Here is a 24,063-nt window from a genome sequence, read left to right on the forward strand (position 1 = left end):
CTTTCCACGCCGAGAATCATCCATGTACAGCCAGCTTTCCATTGAACAGCTCGTCAACGGATTTCGCAGTGGTCAACACTGCCCGGACACCTGGCAGCACGCCCTGCGCGAGCGTCATGTGCACCTGCAACACCTGAACAGTTTCATCACCTTCGACCCGTCAGCGTTCAAGGCGAATGCTGCCGAACGCGACAGCGCACTGTATGGCCTGCCGGTGTCATTCAAGGACAACATCAACGTCAGCGGCATGCCGACCACCGCCGGCACCCCCGGGCTGGCCGACTATGTGCCGCCGGCCGATGCCGGCATCGTTCAGCGTTTCCGCCAATTGGGCGCGCAGATCGTCGGCAAGAACAACATGCATGAACTGTCGTTCGGCGTGACCTCGGCCAACCATGCTCATGGCGCCGTGCTCAACCCCGCCAACGAGCGCCACAGTGCCGGCGGCAGCAGCGGCGGTTGTGCCGCGGCTGTCGCTGCCGGGCTGGTGGCGTGCGCGGTCGGCACCGACACCGGCGGCTCGGTGCGTATCCCGGCGGCGTTCTGCGGGATTGTCGGGTTTCGCCCCACCACCGGCGTTTATCCGGTCGACGGCATCGTCCCGGTGTCGCAAACCAAAGACACCCCGGGCCTGCTGACCCGCACGGTGGAAGATTGCCAGTTCGTTCACACGCAACTGAGCGGCAGCCTGCATCAGGCAGAAACGCGGGCGTTGCGTATCGGCATTCCCGAGCGTTTCCTCTGGACCGAGCTCGCCGACAATGTGCAGCGTGACTGCCGCGCGGCCATCGATACCCTCGCCGATCGCGGTGCGATCATCGTGCCGGTCGACGACGCCATGATTGGCGAGATCAACGAGCGCATCCAGTTTCCGCTGCCGATCTACGAGTTCTTTATCGACTTTCCACGGTTCCTGATGAAAGCCGGACGCGGTGAACAGTTTTTCGACATCCTCGCGCAGATTCGCGATCCGGCGATCAAGAAAATCCTCACCGCCCAACTGGAAAGCCCAGCGATTTCCTACACCGACTACGTGCAGGCACTGATGAGCAAGCTGTGTCTGGAGAAGGAGTACCGCGCCCTCTTCAGCCGCCATCAACTGGATCTGCTGGCTTACCCGACCGTCACGTGCAGCGCACCGCTGCTGAGCGCCTGCGCGGACGAGAGCAACTTTGAAACGTTCGTGCGCAATACCGACCCGGCGAGCAATCTGGCGGCGCCGAGTATCAGCGTTCCGGTGGCAGCGGCGGATGAGTTGCCAGTGGGTTTGTCGTTCGATGCGTTGCCGGGGCAGGACGACTTTCTATTGGCCAACGTGCGGCGTCTGCTGGCTATCCGCTGACCCGCCATCCTGTACAAAACCCTGTGGGAGCGGGCTTGCCCGCGAAGAGGCCATCAGCATCAACATCACTGTTGACTGAACAACCGCTATCGCGGGCAAGCCCGCTCCCACAGGAACCGTGCAACCACAGCCATATAACAATTCAAATTGCGGGCCTTGCCATGCGTTCCACCTCAATATCCTCCGTTCCCGCTGTCGAGCGTGCACCATCGATCCTCGGTGGCGCCATGATCATCGGCGGCACCATCGTCGGTGCCGGTATGTTTTCGCTGCCGGTGATCATGTCCGGCCTGTGGTTCTACGGCTCGGTCGCCGTGCTGCTGTTTGCCTGGTTCTGCACCTTGCACTCAGGCCTGATGATTCTTGAAGCCAACCTCAACTACCGCGAAGGCGCGAGTTTCTCCACGATCACCGGCGATCTGCTCGGGCGTGGCTGGAACCGTTTGAACGGCTTGAGCATCGTGTTTGTCCTCTACACCCTGACCTACGCCTACATTTCAGCCAGCGGTTCGGTGATTCATCACACCGCGCAATCGCTTGGGTTGGCGTTGTCATCGCGCGCCGGTGGCCTGTGTTTCACCCTGCTGGTGGCGTTCATTGTCTGGCTCAGCACCACGGCGGTGAGCCGCATGACCACGCTGGTGTTCGGGGCAAAAATCCTCGCGTTCTTCCTGACCTTCGGCGGTTTGCTCGGCCATGTGCAAAGCACCACGCTGCTCAATCTGAACAACGGCGACAGCCATTACTGGCCCTATCTGCTGGTGACCCTGCCCTTCTGCCTGACCTCGTTCGGTTTTCACGGCAACGTACCGAGCCTGATGAAGCATTACGGCAAGGATCCGCAACGGATTCGCGCCTGCCTGGTCGGCGGCACCCTGATCGCGCTGGCGCTGTATCTGGTGTGGATGCTGTGCAGCATGGGCAACATTCCCCGCGACGCGTTCAAGGACATTGCTCAGCGCGGCGGCAACATCGATGTCTTGATCAGCGCGCTGGGTTCACGGCTCAACAGCGCCAACGTAGATCTGCTGCTGACGTTTTTCTCCAACTTCGCCGTGGCCTGTTCATTTCTCGGGGTAACTCTGGGTTTGTTTGATTACCTGGCCGATGTGCTGAAGTTCGACGACAGCCCCGTCGGTCGTCTGCAGACGGCGGCCGTGACGTTCGGGCCGCCGATGCTCGGTGGTTTTCTGTGGCCGGAAGGTTTTCTGCATGCCATCGGTTTCGCCGGGTTGGCGGCGACATTGTGGGCGGTGATCACCCCGGCGCTGTTGGCGCGGGCTTCGCGCAAGCGCTTTGGCAGCCCGCGCTATCGCGTGTGGGGCGGCACGCCGATGATCGTGCTGGTGCTGTTTTTCGGCGTGCTCTGCGCGGTCGCTCATCTGCTGTTCGTGTTTGATTACCTGCCGGTGTGGCGCTGAGGCGTCGCGTTCGGTTTTCCGAACGCGACCTTGTAGTCGATTCGGATAACCGGATCAGTCCGGCAGAAAAACACCGCCACAAAAGCTTAATAACGTTATAAAACAACGAGTTAATCATTGGCGACTGGTATGGCACGACTCATGCTCTACACTCTCTCGACGAATGCCTGTTGCGCCAACACTTCAGGAGCCGTCAGGCATTCGAAGCACAAAAGGGCCGACGAACTGGCTCCATAAAAAAAACAATTCGAGGAAAATTTGATGCGCATCGTTCCCCATATCCTGGGCGCAGCCATTGCGGCCGCTCTGATCAGCACGCCAGTTTTCGCCGCCGAACTCACCGGCACCCTGAAGAAAATCAACGATTCGGGCACCATCACGCTCGCTCACCGCGACAGCTCCATTCCGTTTTCCTACATCGCGGATGCTTCCGGCAAACCAGTGGGCTACTCCCACGACATTCAAGTGGCCATCGTTGAAGCCCTGAAAAAAGACCTGAACAAGCCGGATCTGCAGGTCAAGTACAACCTCGTCACCTCGCAAACCCGAATCCCGCTGATCCAGAACGGCACCGCGGATATCGAGTGCGGCTCCACCACCAACAACGCCGAACGCGCTCAGCAAGTCGACTTCACCGTCAACATCTTCGAAATCGGCACCCGTCTGCTGGTCAAGAAAGACAAGGATGGCAAGCCGTCCTACGCTGACTTTGCCGACCTGAAAGGCAAAAACGTCGTGACCACCGCCGGCACCACGTCAGAGCGCATCATCAAAGCGATGAACGCCGACAAGCAGATGGGCATGAACATCATCTCCGCCAAAGACCACGGCGAATCCTTCAACATGCTGGAAAGCGGTCGCGCCGTTGCCTTCATGATGGACGACGCTCTGCTGGCCGGCGAAGAAGCCAAGGCGAAGAAGCCGAACGACTGGATCATCACCGGAACTCCACAGTCCTTCGAAGCCTATGCGTGCATGGTTCGTAAAGACGACCCGGCCTTCAAGAAGGCCGTCGATGACGCCATCGTTGCGCTGTACAAGTCTGGCGAGATCAACAAGATCTACAGCAAGTGGTTCGAGAGCCCGATCCCGCCAAAAGGTCTGAACCTGAACTTCCCGATGAGCGACAAGGTGAAAGATCTGATCGCCAACCCGAGCGACAAGCCGGCGCCTGACGTAAAAATCTGATTACTGACTAACCTTATTGCCTGAGGGGCCACTTTCCCTCAGGCGTCTGTTACTACCTGCGGGCTGTACTGTGGAACACTCGACCTGGCGGTTTTCGAGCCGATCGCGTGTGCCTGACGTTCAACGTCAGGCGGGAAAGGATCTTCCCCAAGCGGGTGCTTGTACATCGATCGATCTCGAGGGGAGACCCTAATGAATTACAACTGGGACTGGGGCGTGTTCTTCAAGTCCACCGGCGTCGGCAGCGAGACTTATCTCGACTGGTACGTCACCGGTTTGGGCTGGACCATTGCCATCGCCATCGTGGCGTGGATCATCGCCTTGCTGCTGGGCTCCATTCTGGGCGTCATGCGCACGGTGCCGAACCGCATCGTATCGGGCATCGCGACCTGCTACGTCGAGCTGTTCCGTAACGTGCCGCTGCTGGTTCAGCTGTTCATCTGGTACTTCCTGGTACCCGACCTGCTGCCGCAAAACCTGCAGGACTGGTACAAACAGGACCTCAACCCGACCACCTCGGCTTACCTGAGCGTTGTCGTCTGTCTGGGTCTGTTTACCGCTGCCCGCGTTTGCGAACAAGTGCGTACCGGTATTCAGGCGCTGCCACGCGGCCAGGAATCCGCTGCGCGCGCCATGGGCTTCAAACTGCCGCAGATCTACTGGAACGTGCTGCTGCCCCAGGCCTACCGGATCATCATTCCGCCGCTTACCTCGGAATTCCTCAACGTCTTCAAGAACTCCTCCGTGGCGTCCCTGATCGGCCTGATGGAATTGCTGGCGCAAACCAAACAGACCGCCGAATTCTCGGCCAACCTGTTTGAAGCCTTCACCCTGGCCACGCTGATCTACTTCACCCTGAACATGAGCCTGATGTTGCTGATGCGCATGGTCGAGAAGAAAGTCGCCGTGCCCGGCCTGATCTCCGTGGGGGGTAAATAATGGACTTCGATTTCAGCGGCATCATCCCCGCTATCCCGGGCCTGTGGAACGGCATGGTCATGACCTTGCAGTTGATGGTCATGGGCGTGGTCGGCGGCATCGTGCTGGGGACGATCCTCGCGCTGATGCGCTTGTCATCCAGCAAACTGCTGTCGCGGGTGGCCGGCGCTTATGTGAACTATTTCCGTTCGATCCCGCTGCTGCTGGTGATCACCTGGTTCTACCTGGCGGTACCGTTCGTGCTGCGCTGGATCACTGGCGAAGACACGCCGATCGGTGCGTTCACCTCCTGCGTCGTGGCGTTCATGATGTTCGAAGCCGCGTACTTCTGCGAAATCGTCCGGGCCGGTGTGCAGTCGATCCCCAAAGGCCAGATGGCCGCCGCGCAAGCGATGGGCATGACCTATGGCCAGACCATGCGTCTGATCATCCTGCCCCAGGCGTTCCGCAAGATGACCCCATTGCTGCTGCAACAGTCGATCATCCTGTTCCAGGACACCTCGCTGGTCTACACCGTGGGCCTGGTGGATTTCCTCAACTCCGCCCGCTCCAGCGGCGACATCATCGGTCGTTCCAACGAGTTCCTGATCTTCGCCGGTGTCGTCTACTTCATCATCAGCTTTTCCGCCTCGCTGCTGGTCAAGCGTCTGCAAAAAAGGTTTGCCGTATGATCTCTATCAAGAACATCAACAAGTGGTATGGCGACTTCCAGGTGCTGACTGATTGCAGCACCGAGGTCAAAAAAGGCGAAGTGATCGTGGTCTGCGGCCCATCGGGTTCCGGCAAATCGACCCTGATCAAGTGCGTCAACGCGCTGGAGCCGTTCCAGAAAGGCGACATCGTCGTCGACGGCACCTCGATTGCCGACTCGAAGACCAACCTGCCGAAACTGCGTTCGCGCGTGGGCATGGTGTTCCAGCATTTCGAACTGTTCCCGCACCTGACCATCACCGAAAACCTGACCATCGCGCAGATCAAGGTGTTGGGCCGCAGCAAGGAAGAGGCGACCAAGAAAGGTCTGCAACTGCTCGAGCGCGTCGGTCTGTCGGCCCACGCCCACAAGCATCCGGGGCAACTGTCCGGTGGTCAGCAACAGCGTGTGGCGATTGCCCGTGCGCTGGCGATGGACCCGATCGTCATGCTGTTCGACGAACCGACTTCGGCGCTCGACCCGGAAATGGTCAACGAAGTGCTCGACGTGATGGTGCAACTGGCCCACGAAGGCATGACCATGATGTGCGTGACCCACGAAATGGGCTTCGCCCGTAAAGTGGCCGACCGCGTGATCTTCATGGACGCCGGCAAGATCATCGAGGACTGCCCGAAAGAGGAATTCTTCGGCGACATCAGCGCCCGCTCCGAACGCGCGCAGCACTTCCTCGAGAAAATCCTGCAGCACTAAAACCGAGTACTTGCGCCATCACACTGATCCCTGTGGGAGCGAGCTTGCTCGCGAAAGCGGACTGACATTCAACATTGATGTTGACTGATCCGCCCCCTTCGCGAGCAAGCTCGCTCCCACAGGGACAGCGGTGAGCCTGCAAGTGTGGTGGTTGACCCAAGGCAACTGTGATGAAATGCGACCCCACTCTCTATCGCGCCGCGCCGCCATCACTTGCCGTGAAGCCTCGTCTGATTCGCCATCTGTTTCTGCCGCCGCTGGTCATCATCCTGATGATCGGGCTGGGTTACGCCGGCTTCTGGACCAGTGAGCATTTTGGCATTCGCAGCCTCAGTGAAAACGGTCAGCGCCAGCTCGAACTGAACGCCCGCGCCGTCGAAAGCGAAATCAGCAAATACACCTACCTGCCCAGCCTGCTGGAGCTTGAGACGAGTGTCTCGCAACTGCTGGCCGACCCGACCCCGGAACACCGGCGAACCGTCAACGATTACCTCGAAGGCTTGAACCGGCGTAGCCGCAGTCGGGCCATCTACGTCATGGACACCACCGGCCGCGTCATGGCCACCAGCAACTGGCGCGATGTCGACAGTTACCTTGGTGAAGACCTGTCCTTTCGCGCCTATTTCCAGAAAGCCATACGCGGCGAGCCCGGACGCTTCTACGGCATCGGCAGCACCAACGGCGAACCCGGTTACTACCTCGCCCATGGCCTCGAAGAGCACGGCAAGATCATCGGTGTGGCGGTGGTCAAAGTGCGCATGGAAGCCATGGAGGAACGCTGGCAACGCGCGCGTCTCGAAGCCTTTGTCAGCGATGAGAACGGCATCATCATTCTTTCCAGTGATCCGGCGCGACGCCTCAAGTCAGTGATCCCGCTCACCGACGAAATCAAGGAAAAACTCGCGCGCAGCCTGCAGTACTACTGGTTCCCGCTCAATGAACTGCAACCGCTGGCTCGAGAAACATTGGCGGAAGGCGTGGAAAAACTCACCTTCCCTGCCAACAGCGAAGTGCAGTCCGATGCAGACAACATCAGCTATCTCGCGCAAACCCGGCAATTGAGCGACACACCGTGGAATTTCACCCTGCTCACACCGTTGCAGGACCTGCGCCGCGAAGCGATCAATCAAGGCATTCTCGTCGCGGTCGCATTTGCGCTGGTGGCCTTCCTGTTGATTGCCTGGAACGAGCGGCGCAAGGTCATCGCCACCCGTCTCGCAGCCCGTGAAGCCTTGCAGGAAGCCAATAATCAACTGGAGCGTCGGATTACCGAACGCACCACCGACTTGCGCGCCAGCAACGAACGTTTGAAGAGCCAGATCCGCGAACGTCGTCAGGCCGAAGAGACGTTGCGCCGCGCTCAGGATGAATTGGTGCAGGCCGGCAAACTCGCCGCCATCGGCCAGATGTCGACCAGCATCGCCCACGAACTGAACCAGCCGCTGGCCGCCATGCGCACGCTGTCGGGCAACACCGTACGGTTTCTCGAACGCGGTCAGCTGGATGTGGCCAGCACCAACCTGAAGACCATCAACGAATTGATCGACCGTATGGGCCGGATCACCGCCAGCCTGCGTTCGTTCGCCCGGCGCGGTGACAATCAGGGCCAGGCCAGCCTCGGCAAAGCCGTGGAGGCAGCACTGCAGTTGCTGGGTGCACGCCTGGAGAGTTCGGCGCTCAACATTCATCGGCAGTTCATTGATGTGCAGGTGCAGATCGACCAGACCCGCCTCGAACAGATTCTGGTCAACCTGATCGGCAACGCCCTCGACGCCATGCAGGCGCAACCGCAACCCGAGCTGTGGCTGGAGGGCGAAGAGTTCAACGGCAAATATCGCCTGCGCGTACGCGACAACGGCCACGGCATCGATGCCGAAGCGCGCAAGCATCTGTTCGAACCGTTTTTTACTACCAAGCCTGGCGAACAAGGCCTGGGCCTTGGTTTGACCCTTTCCGCCAGCCTCGCGGCCGCCACCGGCGGACACCTGGGTGTTGAACACCCGGCCAGCGGTGGCACCACCTTCGTCCTCAGTTTACCGTTGGTAAGCCCTACTCCTGCCGAGCCAATATGAACCACGACCTTAGTGTGCTGATCGTCGAAGACGACCCCCATGTGCTGCTCGGCTGCCAGCAGGCGCTGACCCTGGAAGACATTCCCTGCGTCGGCGTCGGCAGTGCCGAGGAAGCGCTGGAACGTGTCGGCGACAACTTTGCCGGTATCGTCATCAGCGATATCCGCCTGCCGGGCATCGATGGCCTGGAACTGTTGACCCGCCTCAAGCAACGCGATCGCAGCCTGCCGGTAGTATTGATCACCGGCCACGGCGATATTTCCATGGCCGTCGGCGCGATGCAGAAAGGCGCCTACGACTTCATGGAAAAACCGTTCTCGCCGGAGCGTCTGGTCGATGTCGCGCGGCGGGCGCTGGAGCAACGCAGTCTCGCCCGCGAAGTGTCATCGCTGCGCCGGCAACTGGCCGAGCGCGATTCCCTTGAAGGGCGGATAATCGGCCGCTCGCCAGCCATGCAGAACCTGCGCGAATTGATTGCCAACGTCGCCGACACCTCGGCCAACGTGCTGATCGAAGGCGAGACCGGCACCGGCAAAGAACTGGTCGCCCGTTGCCTGCACGATTTCAGTCGGCGCCACAGCAAACAGTTCGTCGCGTTGAACTGCGGCGGCCTGCCGGAAAACCTCTTCGAAAGCGAAATTTTCGGCCATGAAGCCAACGCCTTCACCGGCGCGGGTAAACGGCGGATCGGCAAGATCGAACACGCCGACGGCGGCACGCTGTTCCTCGACGAGGTGGAAAGCATGCCGCTGCCATTGCAGATCAAACTGCTGCGCGTGTTGCAGGAACGCACGCTCGAACGCCTCGGATCAAACCAGAGCGTGGCGGTCGATTGCCGGGTGATCGCGGCGACCAAATCCGACCTCGACGAATCGAGCAAGGCCGGCGAGTTCCGCAGCGACTTGTACTACCGCCTCAATGTGGTGACGCTGGAATTGCCGCCGCTGCGCGAGCGCCGCGAAGACATCCTGCAACTGTTCGAACACTTCACCCAGCAATCAGCACTGCGCTTCGACCGCGCACTGCCGGAGATGGACAATCAGACCCTGTCGAACCTGATGAGCCATGACTGGCCGGGCAATGTGCGCGAACTGCGCAACGTCGCCGAACGTTTTGCCCTCGGTCTGCCAGCGTTCAAGAAGTCCGGCACCAGCGCGGGCGGCCAAGGGCTGGCGTTTGCCGAAGCAGTGGAAGCCTTCGAGCGCAACCTGCTCGGCGACGCTTTGCAACGCAGCGGTGGCAACCTGACTCAGGCCAGTCTTGAGCTGGGCATGGCCAAGACCACGCTGTTCGATAAAGTGAAAAAATACGGCCTGAGCCATTAAGCGAGAACGATGTGGACCTGTTTTTCAAAGCCCTGTTGGGCGCCGCGGTGGTGCTGATCATCGCGGCGCTGTCGAAGACCAAAAACTACTACATCGCGGGGCTAGTGCCGCTGTTTCCGACGTTTGCGCTGATCGCGCATTACATCGTCGGCAAGGGGCGTTCGATTGAGGATCTGAAGACCACGATCGTGTTCGGGATGTGGTCGATCATTCCGTATTTTGTGTATCTGGCGACGTTGTATGTGATGGTGGACCGGATGCGACTGGAGGCGTCGCTGGCCGTCGCGGCAGTAGCATGGTTGATGGCCGCCACTGTGTTGGTGACTGTTTGGGTACGCCTGCACAGCTAAGTTCAAAAGCCACCCTCACCCCAGCCCTCTCCCAAAGGGAGAGGGGGCCGACCGAAGTGTCGTTCAAGTTACATCGACCTGAAAAACCGAGTCGATTAAGGATTCAGCGAAGCACTTTCAAGTCGGCGTATCACTCCGGCATCCCCCAATCAGTCCCCTCCCCCTGGGAGAGGGTTAGGGTGAGGGGCTTTTGGCTCCTGACCGATATCAACTAACCGTACCTTCATTCAAACCTTAATCGAATGACCTAGCCCTATTTATTGCATGCGTTTATTGTTAATTCTCCATCACAGTTATTGTATTTGCCGACTTCACTAAGCGGCGCGGTAAAATCTTCATAAACCTTTGATGTTTTCACATAGGTCGCTGAATACTCACCTTTTTGGTTCTCCGACTCATTCCAATCATCGGTGGGTGAAGCACTCGTATTCGCGCAGGCGATACTTACAAACCTGCATTGATCGTTTGGCTCATCCAATATTGTGGAAGAAGTACAGCTATGATTTGCGCTATTGCTTTTCCAGGCGGTTTGACAAGGTGTATCTGGTTTTGATGTTCGATTAGCCTTCCACGCTTCGATCTCAGCCTCCACTCTAGCGGCTTCCTTATCCCGAACGGCCATGTCATCGTCAAATTCGTCTGCAGTGACAAAGCCTGCAAAAAGAGAACATATTGCGATAACCGCTACAAGACTATGGCATTGGCATTTCATTTTATTCTCCACTCTATCAATCCCGCTTCGCGAGAACATAAGCCAAGAATATTCTGCCGATCCTTTTTCAACCACTGTCAGAAATTACAGTTTTAAAGACCCATTACAAATATCAATGAATACTTTTATTCCATTCAACCCAAACACATACCCTCTATTGAAGCCCATGTATTAATTACAACTCTCCAATTCTATAAGCTCGTTTATTACAACAGACCTGTACCCACCACCGGCTCAATCTGCGCCCAATGCGAGGTGTCTTCACGATGCGCCTGCAAGTACGGCAACACCGCCGCCAGCAACGGCTCCTTGAACGCCTCTTGAAAACGATGGGCCAAACCCGGTATCAGCTTCAACTGGCTGCCACGAATGTGCGCCGCCAGGTGGACGCCGTGCATCACCGGCAACAACGGATCCGCCGTGCCATGCACCACCAGCGTCGGTACCCGCAATTGATTGAGCAACGCCACTCGACTCGGCTCGGCGAGAATCGCCATGATTTGTCGCTTGACGCCCTCGGGGTTGAACGCCCGATCATACGAAAGCGCTGCCTGATGCAACAACGCCTGTCGATCATCGCTGACGGCCGGACTGCCCAGCGCCGCCAGCAAGTCGGCCTGCTGCTCAAGTGCCACTGCCCGATTCGGTGCGCCACGCCGTGCCAATAATTGCACCAGCGCCGCACTCGGCGCCGGCAAACCCTCGGCGCCGGACGTGGTCATGATCAATGTCAGGCTCTCGACCCGCTGTGGCGCCATCGCGGCCATGTGCTGGGCGATCATCCCGCCCATGCTCGCGCCCAGCACGTGGAACTGCTCGACGTGCAGTGCATCCATCAGCCCCAGTGCATCGTCAGCCATGTCGGTCAGGCTGTACGGCGCCGAAACTGGCAGACCGAGCTTGTAGCGCAGCACTTCGAACGTCAGATTGGCTTCAACCGGCGCCTGACGCCAGGTCGACAGGCCGACATCGCGGTTGTCGTAGCGGATCACCCGAAAGCCCTGCTGACACAGCGCGATCACCACTTCGTCCGGCCAGTGGATCAACTGTCCACCCAGGCCCATGACCAGCAACAACGCCGGATCCGAGGCGCGACCAATACTCTGGTAAGCAATGTTCACTTGCTGCAGATCGACATGCTCGGTTGGCACATCCACATCGCAGCGCGCTGCTGCCCATGACGACGGACCGAAAAAAATCGCGGCCAACAAAGCCGCGACAGACAGAAAAACCTTAGCCATGAAAAACACCGAAACGCAGAACCCCAGTAGAGCGCGAGTCTGATGAAGTTTGTACAAGCGCGCTGCCACAGTTCCATGACAGTTTGATGAAGAGTGCCGAGCGGTCACCCTTCTCCGTTGCATACGATATCTATCTACCGCCATCGTCTTGCGCAATTTCTCTTCAATGGCTGGCTCAGGAGCGGATCCGCCGCTCTTCTTGCGAGCCACGTCACCATGCACGATAGCCTGACTCTCGATTTACCCGCCGCACCCGCACCGTCACTGGCGGCGGCCATACGACTGCCGAAAAACATCGATGAAAGTTTATTGCAGCAGGCCGGCAACCGCTGGCGCGATAGCAGCGAAGGCTTGCGTGAGCTGTTTGCGGCCAGCCCTGGGCTGCGCGATACGCTCAATGAGGTGCTGCAACAACAGCTGAAACTCGACGGCGAAACCGTCGGATTGCGCTTCGCCGCCACGGATGAGCGAGCGGAACACTTCGTCAGCCTCACCGATGCCTGCGCATTCGTTGTGCAACATCCGACGCTGGAAACCTCGCTCGATCAGCGCAGCCAGGTCACTGGCCTGGCTGTCAATCACCCGTTGTACACCTTGAAACCGCTGCAATTGCTCGAAAAACTCAAACGGCTTGAACCGGAGCAAGCCCACGCCACACGCTGGGCGGCTTTCTGGGACGCCCGTGCACCGCGCACACCGATGGCGCGACGTGAGCTCGCCACCCAGCTGTACCGCGAGCATTTCGAAGCCGCTGCCAATGTCGCTTTCGCGCGCAAAATCCTGAGCACTGAACAGCTCAAAGCGCTGCAACATATCATCGACGCCCGCAGCGGGGCGCTAACGCTGAACGATCAACCCATCCATACGGAAAAACTTGCGCTGGTCCTGAGCAACCACAGCAAAGTCAAACTCACTGGCGCCTGGGTCATCAGCGTCGGTGATCCGGCAACTGCCAGCCCTCTTCTTTATCTGCCCTCTCGCTCGGTATGCATCCAGCCCTTCGACTCGCGCCAAGCCATGCAGGACTGGCTGACGGCTCAGGGACTGGTACCCACCGGTTTATCCAGCAAAGCGCTGCGCTTTGAGTACAGCGCAGACACGCTCCCGATGGTCACAGGTTCAAGCGATCTGTTCGCGGTGCGCCAACAGGCCCAGATCAGCGCTTTACGCAATGCCAACAGAGGTAAACCCGGACTGATGGCGCACGGCGCGCAATCGCTGGTGCAGGCCGACCTGATCGATCGCCAACGCGGCAACACGCGCATCGTGGCGGCTGCGCCGGACCCGGCGGCTGCGCCATCCGAAATCGAGATGGACCAGAAGCCCGTGTTCGGCAGTTTGTCTGCCGGTGTCCCGCTGGCTGTGCGGCATGCGGTGCTCAAGCGCGAGCGCGAGGCACTCGCACAGTTGCTGGAGAATGACCGCGACGGGACGCGTCAGAAAGACTGCGAAGACGCGCTCGACGCGTTGGAGGCGGCGGAACAAGCCTGCGACAAAGCGGCCACCATCCTCCTTGAGCAAGAACTCACCTGCGACCTGGTGGCGACCGACAAAGCGTTCATTGCCATGCACCAGGCTCACAAGGACGGTTTGTATGCCGAAGCCAAACTGCAACGGACGCTGGGGCATCTGCCGGATGATGAGCACGATCTGCTCAAAGCGCTGCTCGACACGCCCGTCGCGGCCGATCGCGACAGCGATTTCACCGTGGCCAGCCTGACCCTGTCGATGACAGAAACGGTTAACGCCATCACCACCGCACACACGGAAACACTCAAGGGCCCGTTTGTCATCACACGACAAAATGCGCTGTCCGACAGGGATTCAATCCATAGCCTGATGCTTTACTGGCCTGGCGACGGCGGTGGTTTGCAGCGCTTCGCCAACCGCAAGGCATTGGAGCGAGAGGTGTTCATGATTCAGGAAGAGGATACCGAACTCACCCTGAGCCTGAGCAGCATCGCCACCGACCCGGTGCATCACAGCCTCCATGAACTGATTTGCGACTTTGCCGCGAAAGCCGCCACGCTGCGTGATAAAACCGAACACGCCGACGCACTGGACATCCTGCGCACAAAAAACCTCGCCATGGTGCAGGTGCCGGTACACGCCGCCAGAAGCCTGTCGTTTGCCCATTTGCTCGAACAGGACCGTAGCGGCAAGCTCGCCTCGCATCTTCCGGACTGGCTGATCAAGCTCAAGGGAACCGAGCGTAAACGTCTGAGAGAGAACATCGGGGCGTACATCTCGGCCATGCGCAAGAGTCACAAGCTCATGACCCTCGCGCTGGAGCCCCGCGACGACTTCACCCGCAAACAGTTGTACGCCCGACTCAGCAAAGACTTCTCGACCGGCGGACATTTTGCCGTGCAGGTCAGCCTGCCCGACTCGACCAGCACCGAACCCTTTTATGAATCAGGACCCGCCGGAAACAGGAAGACGACTGTCATCGTGCCAAGCGCAAAGCGCAGCACAATGTCGCTCGAAGATCTTGCTCAGCTCAATATCGATAACGTCCAATCGGTGCTCAATGATGCGCTGTCGCAGCGTCTGGTCTTCATGCGCGCGGAGGTCACCGCGACACAGACAAAGGATCGCTATCGCCTGCAAAATGGCATCAATCTGACCTACCTGCGCAAAGTCTTGCCAGAGCTGGATCTGCCCAAGGCCTACGAACAAAAGATCCGCGACGCATTCATAGGCACAGCGAGCGAACCGGTGTTCGTCAAAGAGCATCGCCGCGAAAGTCTGATCGAGCCCTGGCGCCTGATGCTGAAAATACAAGGCGATATCGCGCGCCTGCAAAAACACCTCAACGATGATGACGTTGAGGTGTTGAACATCGCCATCGACGCGACCACTGCAGAGGCCTGGCTCAGCAAGGGCAAGCGCGTTGTCCTGCTGCCGGTGTCCCTGACAGTCGGCGGCAAGGACACCCCGCAGGAAGGACCCGTTACTCTGTCGGGCGTCACTTTCATCGAAGAACAGGTCAGCGGTGTCACCCTGCTGTACCTGCCGGACAGTCCGGATGAGCAGTTTTTCCGCCAGTACGACAACCTGGAAGCGGCGCGCAAAGGGCTTTACACCTTGTGCGGGAATGACAAGTGGATTGCCTATGTGGCGGGTAAAACCTTGCAAGGTAACGTCAGGGCACATGTCAGTCGTATCAATCAGGCCGTGGAAAAAAATTTCGATGCCATGATCGGTGTCGGCGTGCGCTGGCCAGCCAGCACGTCGCTGGCTACCCATCTGCTCGACGCTCATATGGGGCGCCTGATCGAAGCCCATCGCGGCACGTCGCGCTCCAACGATGAGCTGTTTTTCGAGCGCCAGGCATTGAAAGGCCCTCGCGCCTTCAATTACATAAAAATGGCTCTAGGCATGGTGCCCTTCGTCGGTACCGCCGTTGCTCTCTATGATGCCTGGGCTGCAGCCAATCAGGCTGTGACGGCTTTTCTGCGCGGAGATGTGGGGGATGGCCTGGCGGCAATCGAGTCCATGCTGCTGTCGTTGATCGACGCATTAATGGATTTTCTCCCGGGCGAAGCAGTCGCTTCGACCCTTGCCAAGACCACCCGTGCGCTCACCGTCGCTCGCCAGCTTCATCGACTGGTCGCCAATGTGGCGGCCCTGCACGGCAAGAGTCAGCGTCAGGTCAGGCATGTGCTGGCACGCTTTGTCGATTACGAATACGAGCGACCGCTTTCCCTGACCGGCCTGGAACCCGCCACTCACGGGCTCTACCGTGGTGTTTACCGGCACGCCGACGGCGACTTCATCGAACGCCAGGGACGACTCTTTCAGGTCGAACTGAGCAAGGATTCGCGCAGCTGGCGCTTGTCCGGCAACTCGCGAAAAACCTACAAACAACCGATCGCCCTGGACGAAACCGGCGAGTGGGACACCTGGTTCGGGGTCTACGGGACCACGCTGGAGGGTGGCCTGCTCGGCGGTGGCAACATCACCGGGCGTCTGGCCGATGCGCTGGACCCTTACTGGCCCCCGGCCGTTCGGCAACGCTTGCCCCATTGGTGGACCGACCGCAATTTGCGTCGCCAGCTTCAATTGACCGCGGAGGCCGACGACCTGGCTGATCAAATGCAGGCCCGAGGACCGGTAAGCGAGGTCGCGATCAACGCATACGGATCCGCAGTCCCCACGGGCGCGGATGTCTCAGCCCTGCACGCGGCCGCCGAAGCGGCGTGTCTGGGCGATATCCAAATGGCGACTCGACACTACCAGAAGTTGAGCGAACTGTTGCCTTTGACCCATGGCAACAAAAAGCGGACTTTGCTTGAGATACAAAGCAAAAACGCCTGGCTGTTGACTGACCGATACTGGCGACGGGCTTACCACGTTTCATACCGTATCCAGACCCTGACGAAAAAGATTGATGAGCTGAACCTGGCGCTGGACGTTCTACCGCTCGATCGGCTCACTGAGCGTTTGCGAGTCCTTGAAGAAGTCCGCACCTTGCGTGCCGATGTTGTGAAAAAACTCGACCAGATCGAGGCGCTCAGAGATCAGCTCAATCAATGGTATGAGCGCATCCGCAGCAAAACCGACCGACAGAAAATTACCGTTTCCGTGATGGATATAAACAGCAAGCACAGCGACACCAAGCTGCTGTTTCAAAGAACCAGCCACCAGCTCGAAATCATCAAACGCTATGGTCAGACGGATGACGCTTCCTGGTTCTTTCTGATAGACCAGTCGGCGGAATTACGCATCGAAGTCGATCAAGCCCTGCACACGCATTATCACCTGCCGAATATCACCGCGACGCCCGATCAGCGCAGTCTGATTCTGAAACGTTGCGTAGAGTTGTACGACCGCTTTCGTCTCGAAATGACCATCTGGACGGCCAACTACCCGCAACACTTTCATATGGCTACCGTTAATCCACTGCTCGACGGCATCGAGCAGATTGCAGATCGGGCGCGCAAAGGCATTGTCGATCCACCTTCGCCCAGGACTGCGGGACAACCGGTGCAACGCGTCTTCACGACGGACGATAACCAGTTGTTGTACGGGGTCGAACAATGGGACGCAGCGACCCAGACACGCCGATACAAAATCACAGGGCGAGGCGGACACGAACAAATCTGGGAGCAAAGCGCCGATGGCAAGTTTCGTCTGACCAATCCGCGGGCCGCCGCGCCGCCTGAATCCCCGCAAATAAACCTGCCCTCACTTTTGCACGACGCGCAACGGCGTCTGGATACTTTGACAGCCTACCGAGCCACCGTCGAAAAAAACGCTGACCTGGGGATGCTTCCGGTGGATCTGCAACACATGATGGACAGCCAGGCAACCGAACTCAATAGACGCGCAACCCTGATCGAGAGCAGGGCGGCGCAACACCCGCTCATCCAGCAATTGCGCAACAAGGCCAACGCACTGACGATCGATGGCCGGGCTATCCGCACCCAACGCTCACTGACCAGCCAGAAGCCGACTGACGGCATGCTCGATGACCTCATTGTTCAGGGTGCAGTGGAGATCCGCCGGACAAACCCGATCAAGCTTCTCGGCAAACACCAGGGCCGCAATGACTACATGCAAGAGTATGAGATCTGGAACATCACCCTGGAGCCTGCGCGATTGTTGTGGTACGCCCACTTTCATTACCGCAGCGCCACTGCCGTGTTCCGCCGCTTCGAAACGGGCCATTTGAAACTCCCGGCACATCGCTTCCTCACCCACGCCGACATCCCCGAACTGCCCTACTCCGGGATGACTCACCAGTCGGTTGTTCTGCGGCATTTCGAAGCCCTGCCATCAACTCGCTGAGGCCGATACGCGAAAAAACACGGGATGAATCACGGGCATATATCGCTGCCCATGTGAGTAAAAGATGAGTGCTGGTCGACAGCCCGGCGGCCATGAGACAAACTCAACACTTTGCTGTTTATCACAAGTTTTTTTCATGGAGCCACTAGGTGCTTGAAATCCGTCACCTGAAAACCCTGCACGCCCTGCGCGAAGCCGACAGTCTGGTGGACGCCGCTGATCGTTTACACCTCACGCAGTCAGCGTTGTCCCATCAGTTCAAGGAACTGGAGGAGCGCCTGGGCATGGCATTGTTCGTGCGCAAGACCAAACCGGTGCGTTTCACCAGCGCCGGTTTGCGCCTGCTGCAACTGGCTGACGCGACCCTGCCGCTGCTGCGCGCTGCCGAACGCGATATCGGCCGTCTGGCCGGTGGCACCGCCGGGCGTCTGCACATGGCCATCGAATGCCACAGCTGCTTCCAGTGGCTGATGCCGACCATCGACCAGTTCCGTGATGCCTGGCCGGAAGTCGAACTCGACCTCGCCTCGGGCTTTGCCTTCGCCCCGCTGCCGGCACTGGCCCGTGGTGATCTGGATCTGGTGGTGACGTCCGACCCGCTGGAAATCGCCGGCATTACCTATGTCCCGCTGTTCACCTACGAAGCCATGCTCGCGGTGGCCAACCAGCACGCACTGGCCAGCAAGCCGTACATTGTCCCGGAAGACCTGCTGACGGAAACGCTGATCACCTACCCGGTGGAACGCGACCGCCTCGACATCTTCACGCGTTTTCTCGAACCTGCCGACATCGAACCGGCCCAGGTGCGCACCTCGGAACTGACGGTGATGATGATGCAACTGGTCGCCAGCGGCCGCGGCGTCTGCGGCATGCCGCACTGGGCGCTGCACGAATACAGCTCGCGCGGTTACGTGAAAGGCAAACGGCTGGGAGAGAAGGGTTTGTTTGCGACGTTGTACGCGGCGATTCGCACCGACATGCTCGATGCGCCGTACATGCGCGATTTCCTGCTGACGGCCAAGGACACGTCGTTCTCGACCCTGGACGGGGTCAGCGCCGTGCGCTGACTCAAGTACAGCGCGACCTCTGTGGGAGCGAGCCTGCTCGCGAATGCAATCGGTCAGTTGCCAATATTGCTGACTGACACATCGCTTTCGCGAGCAGGCTCACTCCCACAGGGATCAGTGTGATTTCAGATCTCGCGCCACATGTGGATCTTGTCGAAATAATCTTCGTCCACCCGCACTGCCAGCGGTTCGAGGCCGAACTGGATAAAGCCGCAGCGCTGATAAAGCTTGAGCGCGGCGTCATTGCCAGCCGTGACGGTCAATTGGATGAGTTTTAACGCCGGGTGGATTTGCGCTTCGGCAATGGCCGCTTGTACCAGTTCGAAGCCCAGACCGTGCTGACGAAAATCCGCCGAGACGTACATACCGAACAGCGTCACTTTATGGCGGGCCTTTTCGCGCGGCTCGAAAGCCAGGCCGACGATGCCGGCCAACGTGCCTGCTTCGAACGCGCCAAGCACCACATCGAGTTTGCTGGTCAGACGCCCTTCCCACCAACTCAATGGCATCACCGCGCGTTCGCGCACGCTGGAAGTGAACGCCTGCGGATGACGGTCGTAGGCTTCGAGCATCAGTTCCCGGTAAGCCAGGGCATGCGTGGCGTCCAGCCTTTCTATCCACATGTTCAAACCGTCCTGCGTTGTTCAAGCATCAGGCGCACGGCCAGACCCGCCAGCACAAATCCCATGCAATAGCGCTGCAGCATCAGCCACGTCGGGTTGCGCACGAACCACGACGCGATGCCCGCCGCGAACAGCGCGATCAACAAATTGACGCAGAAGCTGACGCTGATCTGGGTCAGGCCTAGAACGATGCTTTGGCTGAACACCGAACCGTGTTCCGGGGTAATGAACTGCGGAAAAACAGACAGATAAAACACGGCGATTTTCGGATTCAGGGCGCTGGTGAGAAAGCCCATGGTGATCAGCTTTTGCGAGGAATCGACAGGCAATTGCTGCGCTTCGAACGGCGAGCGCGCCCCCGGTTTCACCGCTTGCCAGGCCAGCCACAGCAGGTACAGCGCGCCGGCCCATTTCAACACTTCGTAAGCCATCGGCACCGCAAGGAACACGGCGGTCAAACCGGCTGCCGCCGCAAACAGATGCACAAAGAACCCCGCCACTACGCCGAGCAACGACGTCACCCCGGCCTTGCGTCCCTGACAGATCGAACGCGAGATCAGGTAGATCATGTTCGGCCCCGGTGTCAGCACCATCAACAAGGCAGCGGCAGCGAAGATCAGCAAGTCTTGCAGCGGGATCATGGCAAAGTCCTTTGCGTGGATGATCAGGCGATTGCGCTCAGCGAGTTGCGATAAAACGGCAGGATCAGGTCGCGTGTCAATGGTGCCAGATCGACTTCAGGATCAGTGGCCGGATCGACCCAGATCACCTCTTCGATTTCCGCCGCCGGGGTGACGGCAGCGTCGATCGTCAGTTGAAAGATTTGCGCCTGTACAAGGAATCCCGGCTCGTTCGCGGCGGGAGCGGAAAACTGCCCGAGGAATGACGCCTGCGCAGGATCGATCTGCAAGCCCAGCTCCTCCTCCAGCTCACGGGCCAACGCGTGCACCGGCAATTCATGCGCTTCGATCTTGCCGCCCGGTTGCATGAACGCCGTCGTGCCGCGCTTGCGCACCAGCAAGGTCTGCCCTTGAGGATTGAGCAACAGAGCGGCGGCGATGCGAATGGTCTGGGAAGGCGTCGGCATGCTGGGTGTCCTTTGGCGCAAAAGCGCCAAGGATCACATGCCGGTCAACGGTGTGCCAAGCCGCAAGGCTCAGCTCGCTTCCTGAAAATCCATCTCCGGCGGCTGCCGGCGAAAGCCACCGGTGAGCACCGCCAGATACACCACGCCGATCGCCAGCCAGCTCAGACCCAGATACACCGCCAGATGATCGAGGCTGACCATCAGCCACAAATCCGCGACCAGACCTATGAACGGGAAGAGCAAAAACAGCACCAGCTCACGCAGGCCTTTTTTCTCGCCGCCGATCCAGTAATGAAAGATCACCGACAGGTTGACCAGGCTGAACGCCAGAAATGCGCCGAAGTTGATGAACGAAGTCGAGGTCGTCACGTCGAGTTTCAGCGCCAGCAACGCCACCACCGCACACAGCAGAATGCTGTTGACCGGCGTGCCGAAGCGCGCATGCAAGGTGCCGAAGAATGATTTCGGCAATACACCGTCACGGCCCATGGCAAACAACAGGCGCGAACCACTGGCCTGTGCCGACAGCCCCGAAGCGAACTGGCCGACAATCAAACCGATCAGAAAGATCGACACAAACAGATCACCGCCGATGTTGCGCGCGATTTCATAGGCGGCCGAGTCGACACTGTCGAACTGGAACGACGGGTGCGCGATCTGCACGAAGTACGACACGCCGACGAAGATCAGTCCGCCGATCAAGGTGATCAACATGATCGCTCGCGGAATGGTGCGGCGGGGGTCGCGGGTTTCTTCGGTCAGGGTGCTGACCGCGTCGAAGCCGAGGAACGAATAGCAGGCAATTGCTGCGCCGCTCATGATCAACGGCATCTGCATGTCGCCGTTGAAAAACGGTTTGATCGACCACAGCGGCGTACTCGCATCGCCACCGATGTAATGCACGCACAGCGCGACGAAGGCGATCAGCACCAGAAACTGCACGAGCATCAGCAAGGCGTTGATGCCGTTGGCCAGTTTCAGGCCAATGATGTTGATCGCGCTGGTGATGCCGATGAACGCCAGCACCCAGATCCATTGCGGGATCGACGGGAATGCCGAGGCCAGATACGCCGCGCCGATCAGCCAGATCGCCATCGGCAGAAACAGGTAATCGAGCAAGACTGCCCAACCGGCGATAAAGCCAAGTTTCGGGCTGATCGCTTTGCGCACGTAGCTGTAGGCGGAACCGGCGACCGGGAATGCAGCGGCCATGCGGCCGTAGCTCATGGCGGTGAAGAACATCGCGATCAGTGCCGCCAGATACGCGGCGGGCACCATGCCGGCGGTGGATTGAGCGAGGATGCCAAAGGTGCCGAGGACAATGATCGGCGTCATGTAGGCGATACCGAACAGCACCACCGAGCCTAGTGACAGGGTGCGTTGCAAACGAGCCATGGGCGACTTACTCCGAATTTTATTGGATTTATGGCAGAGCCGGGTTCGGCGAATGTTTCGGGTGTGGCTTTGTTGTTCTGGTGTTGTTTGAGTTTTTTGTACGACTTGAAATCTTTTCCCCCTCACCCCAGCCCTCTCCCCCAGGGGGTAGAGGGGGAAAGGGAGCCGATCTCCATGGCTTTCAAATGCTGAGTACGACCTTGAATCCGCAGTTTCAAATCCTGAGTGCGACTGGGTCCTTCAGGTCGGCGTACCTCGATTCATCAACTCGGTCAGTCCCCTCTCCCTCTGGGAGAGGGCTAGGGTGAGGGCCGCAGTCAACGGCGTGGAATCAACAACTCACGAACACCATCGCCACGCTCCACCACCTCCCCCGGCAACTTCAAACGCTGATCATCCAGATAGCGATAATCCCTGCGTGCAATCTCCAGTTGAGCGAAATCCAGCTCAACACTGAACTGCCCCTCTTCCCGTCCGGCCTCGAACAGCAGCGTCCCCAGCGGATCGACCAGCGCACTGCCACCTGCGAACACCAAACCGTCATCCCCCGACTCCACGCGGTTAACCATCAACGCAAAGGCCTGATTCTCCTGAGCACGGGCCATGATCGCGGTGCGGTGAGTCGACGCGTACGGATCCATGTTGCCGTTGGTCACGATGAGCAATTCGGCACCCAGTTGCGCCAAGGCACGGGCGGACTCCGGAAACTCGATGTCGTAGCAGATCAACAAACCGACGCGCACGCCGTTCCACGCGCACGTGGCATAGCGGTCGCCAGCCTCAAACACACCGCGATCCGACGCCCATAAGTGCGTCTTGCGGTATTTCAAGGCGATGCCTTCAGGGGTGATCAGCAGCGTGGTGTTGTAGAAGCGCCCGTGGTCGTTCTCGGCCATGCCGATCACCACGGCGATGTTGCGTTCGCGCGCGGCGGCGAGCACCGCGCTGACGGTCGGGCCGTCGAGGGGTTCGGCGGTTTGCGCCACGGTTTCAGCACTTGGAAAACCCATCAAGTGAGTTTCCGGGAACACGATCAGCTGCGTGTCCGGCGCACACGCGGCAATCGCTGCAAGTGCGCGTTCGAGGTTGTACGCCGTGGCATTGTCACGGCCCGCCAATTGGGCGAGTTCGACTTTCATGGGAATTCCTTGTGATGAGCGTCGGGCGCTGAAAGATTGCCCGGTGGCTGTCTGTGGGCCAGTATGCGCAGCAAGCAGCCGGCCAGGGAATTACGCGGCTGGGGTAACCCGATAGGGGTAGATCGATGACACTTTCGTTTGATGACATCACCTGGCACCGCGCCGTCGGGCAATTGATCGACGCACTCGACAAGCCGAACTTCTGGGCGCAACTGCTGCGCCTGCTCGACCAATACGTGCCGTTCGATAGCTGGGTGGTGCTGCTGTTCAGCGCCGACCAGCACCCGCAAGTCTTCGCCGAATGCCCGGGCGCAGACGGCAGTCCCGACCCGTTGTTTCAGGATTATCTGCGTGGCCTGTACTTGCTCGACCCGTTCTACATCGCCTGCCGCGAGCAAACGCGCACCGGGCTGTATCGCCTGTCGGAGGTAGCGCCGGAGCATTTCGAACTGACCGAGTATTACCAGCGATACTTTCGTCTGAATGTGGTGGCCGACGAAATCCAGTTCAATTGTCAGCTCGAAGGCGAGCGCACGTTGTGTCTGTCGCTGGGCAGTGAAAAACGTTTCACTGGCGAACATATCGCCTTGCTGTCATTGATCCAGCCTTGGGTGCTGGGCCTGCTGCGCCAGCGCCTGCCGTACGAGATCAACGAAACCGTGGCCCTCGCCGCCGCCCCTGTCCGGGCCGACTGGCGGGTGCAACTGGAAGCGTCGGTGCAACAACTCAAGGGCGCGCAGTTGACCGCCCGGGAACTGGATGTCGGGCGCTTGATGCTCAGCGGTTGCTCCAGTAAAGAAATCGCCCGTAAGCTGGAAATCTCCGTAGAAACCGTGAAAGTCCATAAGAAACACATGTACAGCAAGCTGGGGATCAAATCCCAGTCCGAGCTGTTTTCGATTTTTCTTCAGGCACAAAACGCCTGATCGTTTGGTGGAATTGTTTTTTGTGGGAGCGAGCCTGCTCG

19 protein-coding genes are annotated in these 24,063 nt (G+C 59.1%); 12 read left to right on the plus strand and 7 right to left on the minus strand.

Features of this window, described 5'->3' with window-relative positions; genetic code table 11:
* The first annotated feature begins 22 nt into the window (after positions 1 to 22).
* From U6037_RS23105 to U6037_RS23145, 9 genes are all read left to right on the plus strand, one after another.
* Entirely contained in the window at positions 23 to 1,342 is a 1,320-nt protein-coding gene (locus U6037_RS23105) for an amidase family protein (protein ID WP_322844651.1), read from the plus strand.
* Between the two features lie 161 nt (positions 1,343 to 1,503).
* Positions 1,504 to 2,763, plus strand: coding sequence for a tryptophan permease (gene mtr / locus U6037_RS23110; protein ID WP_322844652.1), 1,260 nt, complete (start codon positions 1,504 to 1,506; stop codon positions 2,761 to 2,763).
* 261 nt (positions 2,764 to 3,024) lie between these two features.
* Positions 3,025 to 3,951 (plus strand): glutamate/aspartate ABC transporter substrate-binding protein, encoded by a 927-nt coding sequence (locus U6037_RS23115; RefSeq protein ID WP_322844653.1) that lies wholly within the window; start codon positions 3,025 to 3,027, stop codon positions 3,949 to 3,951.
* A 192-nt stretch (positions 3,952 to 4,143) separates the two neighbouring features.
* Complete coding sequence (locus U6037_RS23120) at positions 4,144 to 4,890, plus strand: amino acid ABC transporter permease (protein ID WP_016986630.1); 747 nt, start codon at positions 4,144 to 4,146, stop codon at positions 4,888 to 4,890.
* Positions 4,890 to 5,561 carry an amino acid ABC transporter permease gene (locus U6037_RS23125; RefSeq protein WP_003227756.1) on the plus strand — a complete coding sequence of 224 codons (672 nt, stop codon included), beginning with the start codon at positions 4,890 to 4,892 and terminating at the stop codon, positions 5,559 to 5,561. The genes U6037_RS23120 and U6037_RS23125 overlap by 1 nt, the downstream gene beginning before the upstream one ends.
* The gene (locus U6037_RS23130) at positions 5,558 to 6,292 is read left to right on the plus strand and encodes an amino acid ABC transporter ATP-binding protein (RefSeq protein ID WP_007963947.1); all 735 of its coding nucleotides are present in this window, start codon (positions 5,558 to 5,560) and stop codon (positions 6,290 to 6,292) included. Before U6037_RS23125 ends, U6037_RS23130 begins: the two co-directional genes overlap by 4 nt.
* A 170-nt stretch (positions 6,293 to 6,462) precedes the next feature.
* Positions 6,463 to 8,364: a sensor histidine kinase gene (locus U6037_RS23135; protein ID WP_322844654.1), complete on the plus strand. Its 1,902-nt coding sequence runs from the start codon at positions 6,463 to 6,465 to the stop codon at positions 8,362 to 8,364.
* Positions 8,365 to 8,408: 44 nt separating this feature from the next.
* Positions 8,409 to 9,689: a sigma-54-dependent transcriptional regulator gene (locus tag U6037_RS23140; protein WP_242206859.1), complete on the plus strand. Its 1,281-nt coding sequence runs from the start codon at positions 8,409 to 8,411 to the stop codon at positions 9,687 to 9,689.
* 11 nt (positions 9,690 to 9,700) lie between these two features.
* Positions 9,701 to 10,039, plus strand: a complete 339-nt coding sequence (locus tag U6037_RS23145) for a GlpM family protein (protein WP_008079444.1) — start codon at positions 9,701 to 9,703, stop codon at positions 10,037 to 10,039.
* Positions 10,040 to 10,292: 253 nt separating this feature from the next.
* On the opposite strand, the gene U6037_RS23150 is transcribed toward U6037_RS23145, so the two are convergent.
* Positions 10,293 to 10,751, minus strand: a complete 459-nt coding sequence (locus U6037_RS23150; RefSeq protein WP_322844655.1) for a hypothetical protein — start codon at positions 10,749 to 10,751, stop codon at positions 10,293 to 10,295.
* 206 nt (positions 10,752 to 10,957) lie between these two features.
* On the minus strand, positions 10,958 to 11,992 hold the full coding sequence (locus tag U6037_RS23155) for an alpha/beta hydrolase (RefSeq protein ID WP_322844656.1): 1,035 nt from the start codon (positions 11,990 to 11,992) through the stop codon (positions 10,958 to 10,960).
* Between the two features lie 216 nt (positions 11,993 to 12,208).
* Here U6037_RS23155 and U6037_RS23160 point away from each other — a divergent pair, with 216 nt between their 5' ends.
* Both U6037_RS23160 and metR read left to right on the plus strand, forming a co-directional pair.
* Positions 12,209 to 17,785, plus strand: a complete 5,577-nt coding sequence (locus U6037_RS23160) for a dermonecrotic toxin domain-containing protein (RefSeq protein ID WP_322844657.1) — start codon at positions 12,209 to 12,211, stop codon at positions 17,783 to 17,785.
* Between the two features lie 149 nt (positions 17,786 to 17,934).
* On the plus strand, positions 17,935 to 18,852 hold the full coding sequence (metR, locus tag U6037_RS23165) for a transcriptional regulator MetR (protein WP_007916739.1): 918 nt from the start codon (positions 17,935 to 17,937) through the stop codon (positions 18,850 to 18,852).
* A gap of 125 nt (positions 18,853 to 18,977) precedes the next feature.
* Here metR and U6037_RS23170 read toward each other — a convergent pair whose 3' ends face one another.
* The 5 genes from U6037_RS23170 to U6037_RS23190 all read right to left on the minus strand — a co-directional run bounded on the left by U6037_RS23170 (position 18,978) and on the right by U6037_RS23190 (position 23,096).
* Positions 18,978 to 19,475, minus strand: coding sequence for a GNAT family N-acetyltransferase (locus tag U6037_RS23170; RefSeq protein WP_322844658.1), 498 nt, complete (start codon positions 19,473 to 19,475; stop codon positions 18,978 to 18,980).
* Between the two features lie 2 nt (positions 19,476 to 19,477).
* On the minus strand, positions 19,478 to 20,116 hold the full coding sequence (locus U6037_RS23175) for a LysE family translocator (protein ID WP_322844659.1): 639 nt from the start codon (positions 20,114 to 20,116) through the stop codon (positions 19,478 to 19,480).
* A gap of 23 nt (positions 20,117 to 20,139) precedes the next feature.
* Positions 20,140 to 20,562, minus strand: coding sequence for an NUDIX domain-containing protein (locus U6037_RS23180; protein WP_322844660.1), 423 nt, complete (start codon positions 20,560 to 20,562; stop codon positions 20,140 to 20,142).
* Between the two features lie 69 nt (positions 20,563 to 20,631).
* Positions 20,632 to 21,957 (minus strand): APC family permease, encoded by a 1,326-nt coding sequence (locus U6037_RS23185; RefSeq protein ID WP_322844661.1) that lies wholly within the window; start codon positions 21,955 to 21,957, stop codon positions 20,632 to 20,634.
* A 317-nt stretch (positions 21,958 to 22,274) separates the two neighbouring features.
* Entirely contained in the window at positions 22,275 to 23,096 is an 822-nt protein-coding gene (locus U6037_RS23190; RefSeq protein ID WP_322844662.1) for a carbon-nitrogen hydrolase family protein, read from the minus strand.
* 125 nt (positions 23,097 to 23,221) lie between these two features.
* Here U6037_RS23190 and U6037_RS23195 point away from each other — a divergent pair, with 125 nt between their 5' ends.
* Entirely contained in the window at positions 23,222 to 24,022 is an 801-nt protein-coding gene (locus U6037_RS23195; protein ID WP_322844663.1) for a helix-turn-helix transcriptional regulator, read from the plus strand.
* The last annotated feature ends 41 nt before the right edge of the window (positions 24,023 to 24,063 follow it).

The organism is Pseudomonas sp. B33.4 (genome assembly GCF_034555375.1).
Taxonomy (GTDB): Bacteria; Pseudomonadota; Gammaproteobacteria; order Pseudomonadales; family Pseudomonadaceae; genus Aquipseudomonas.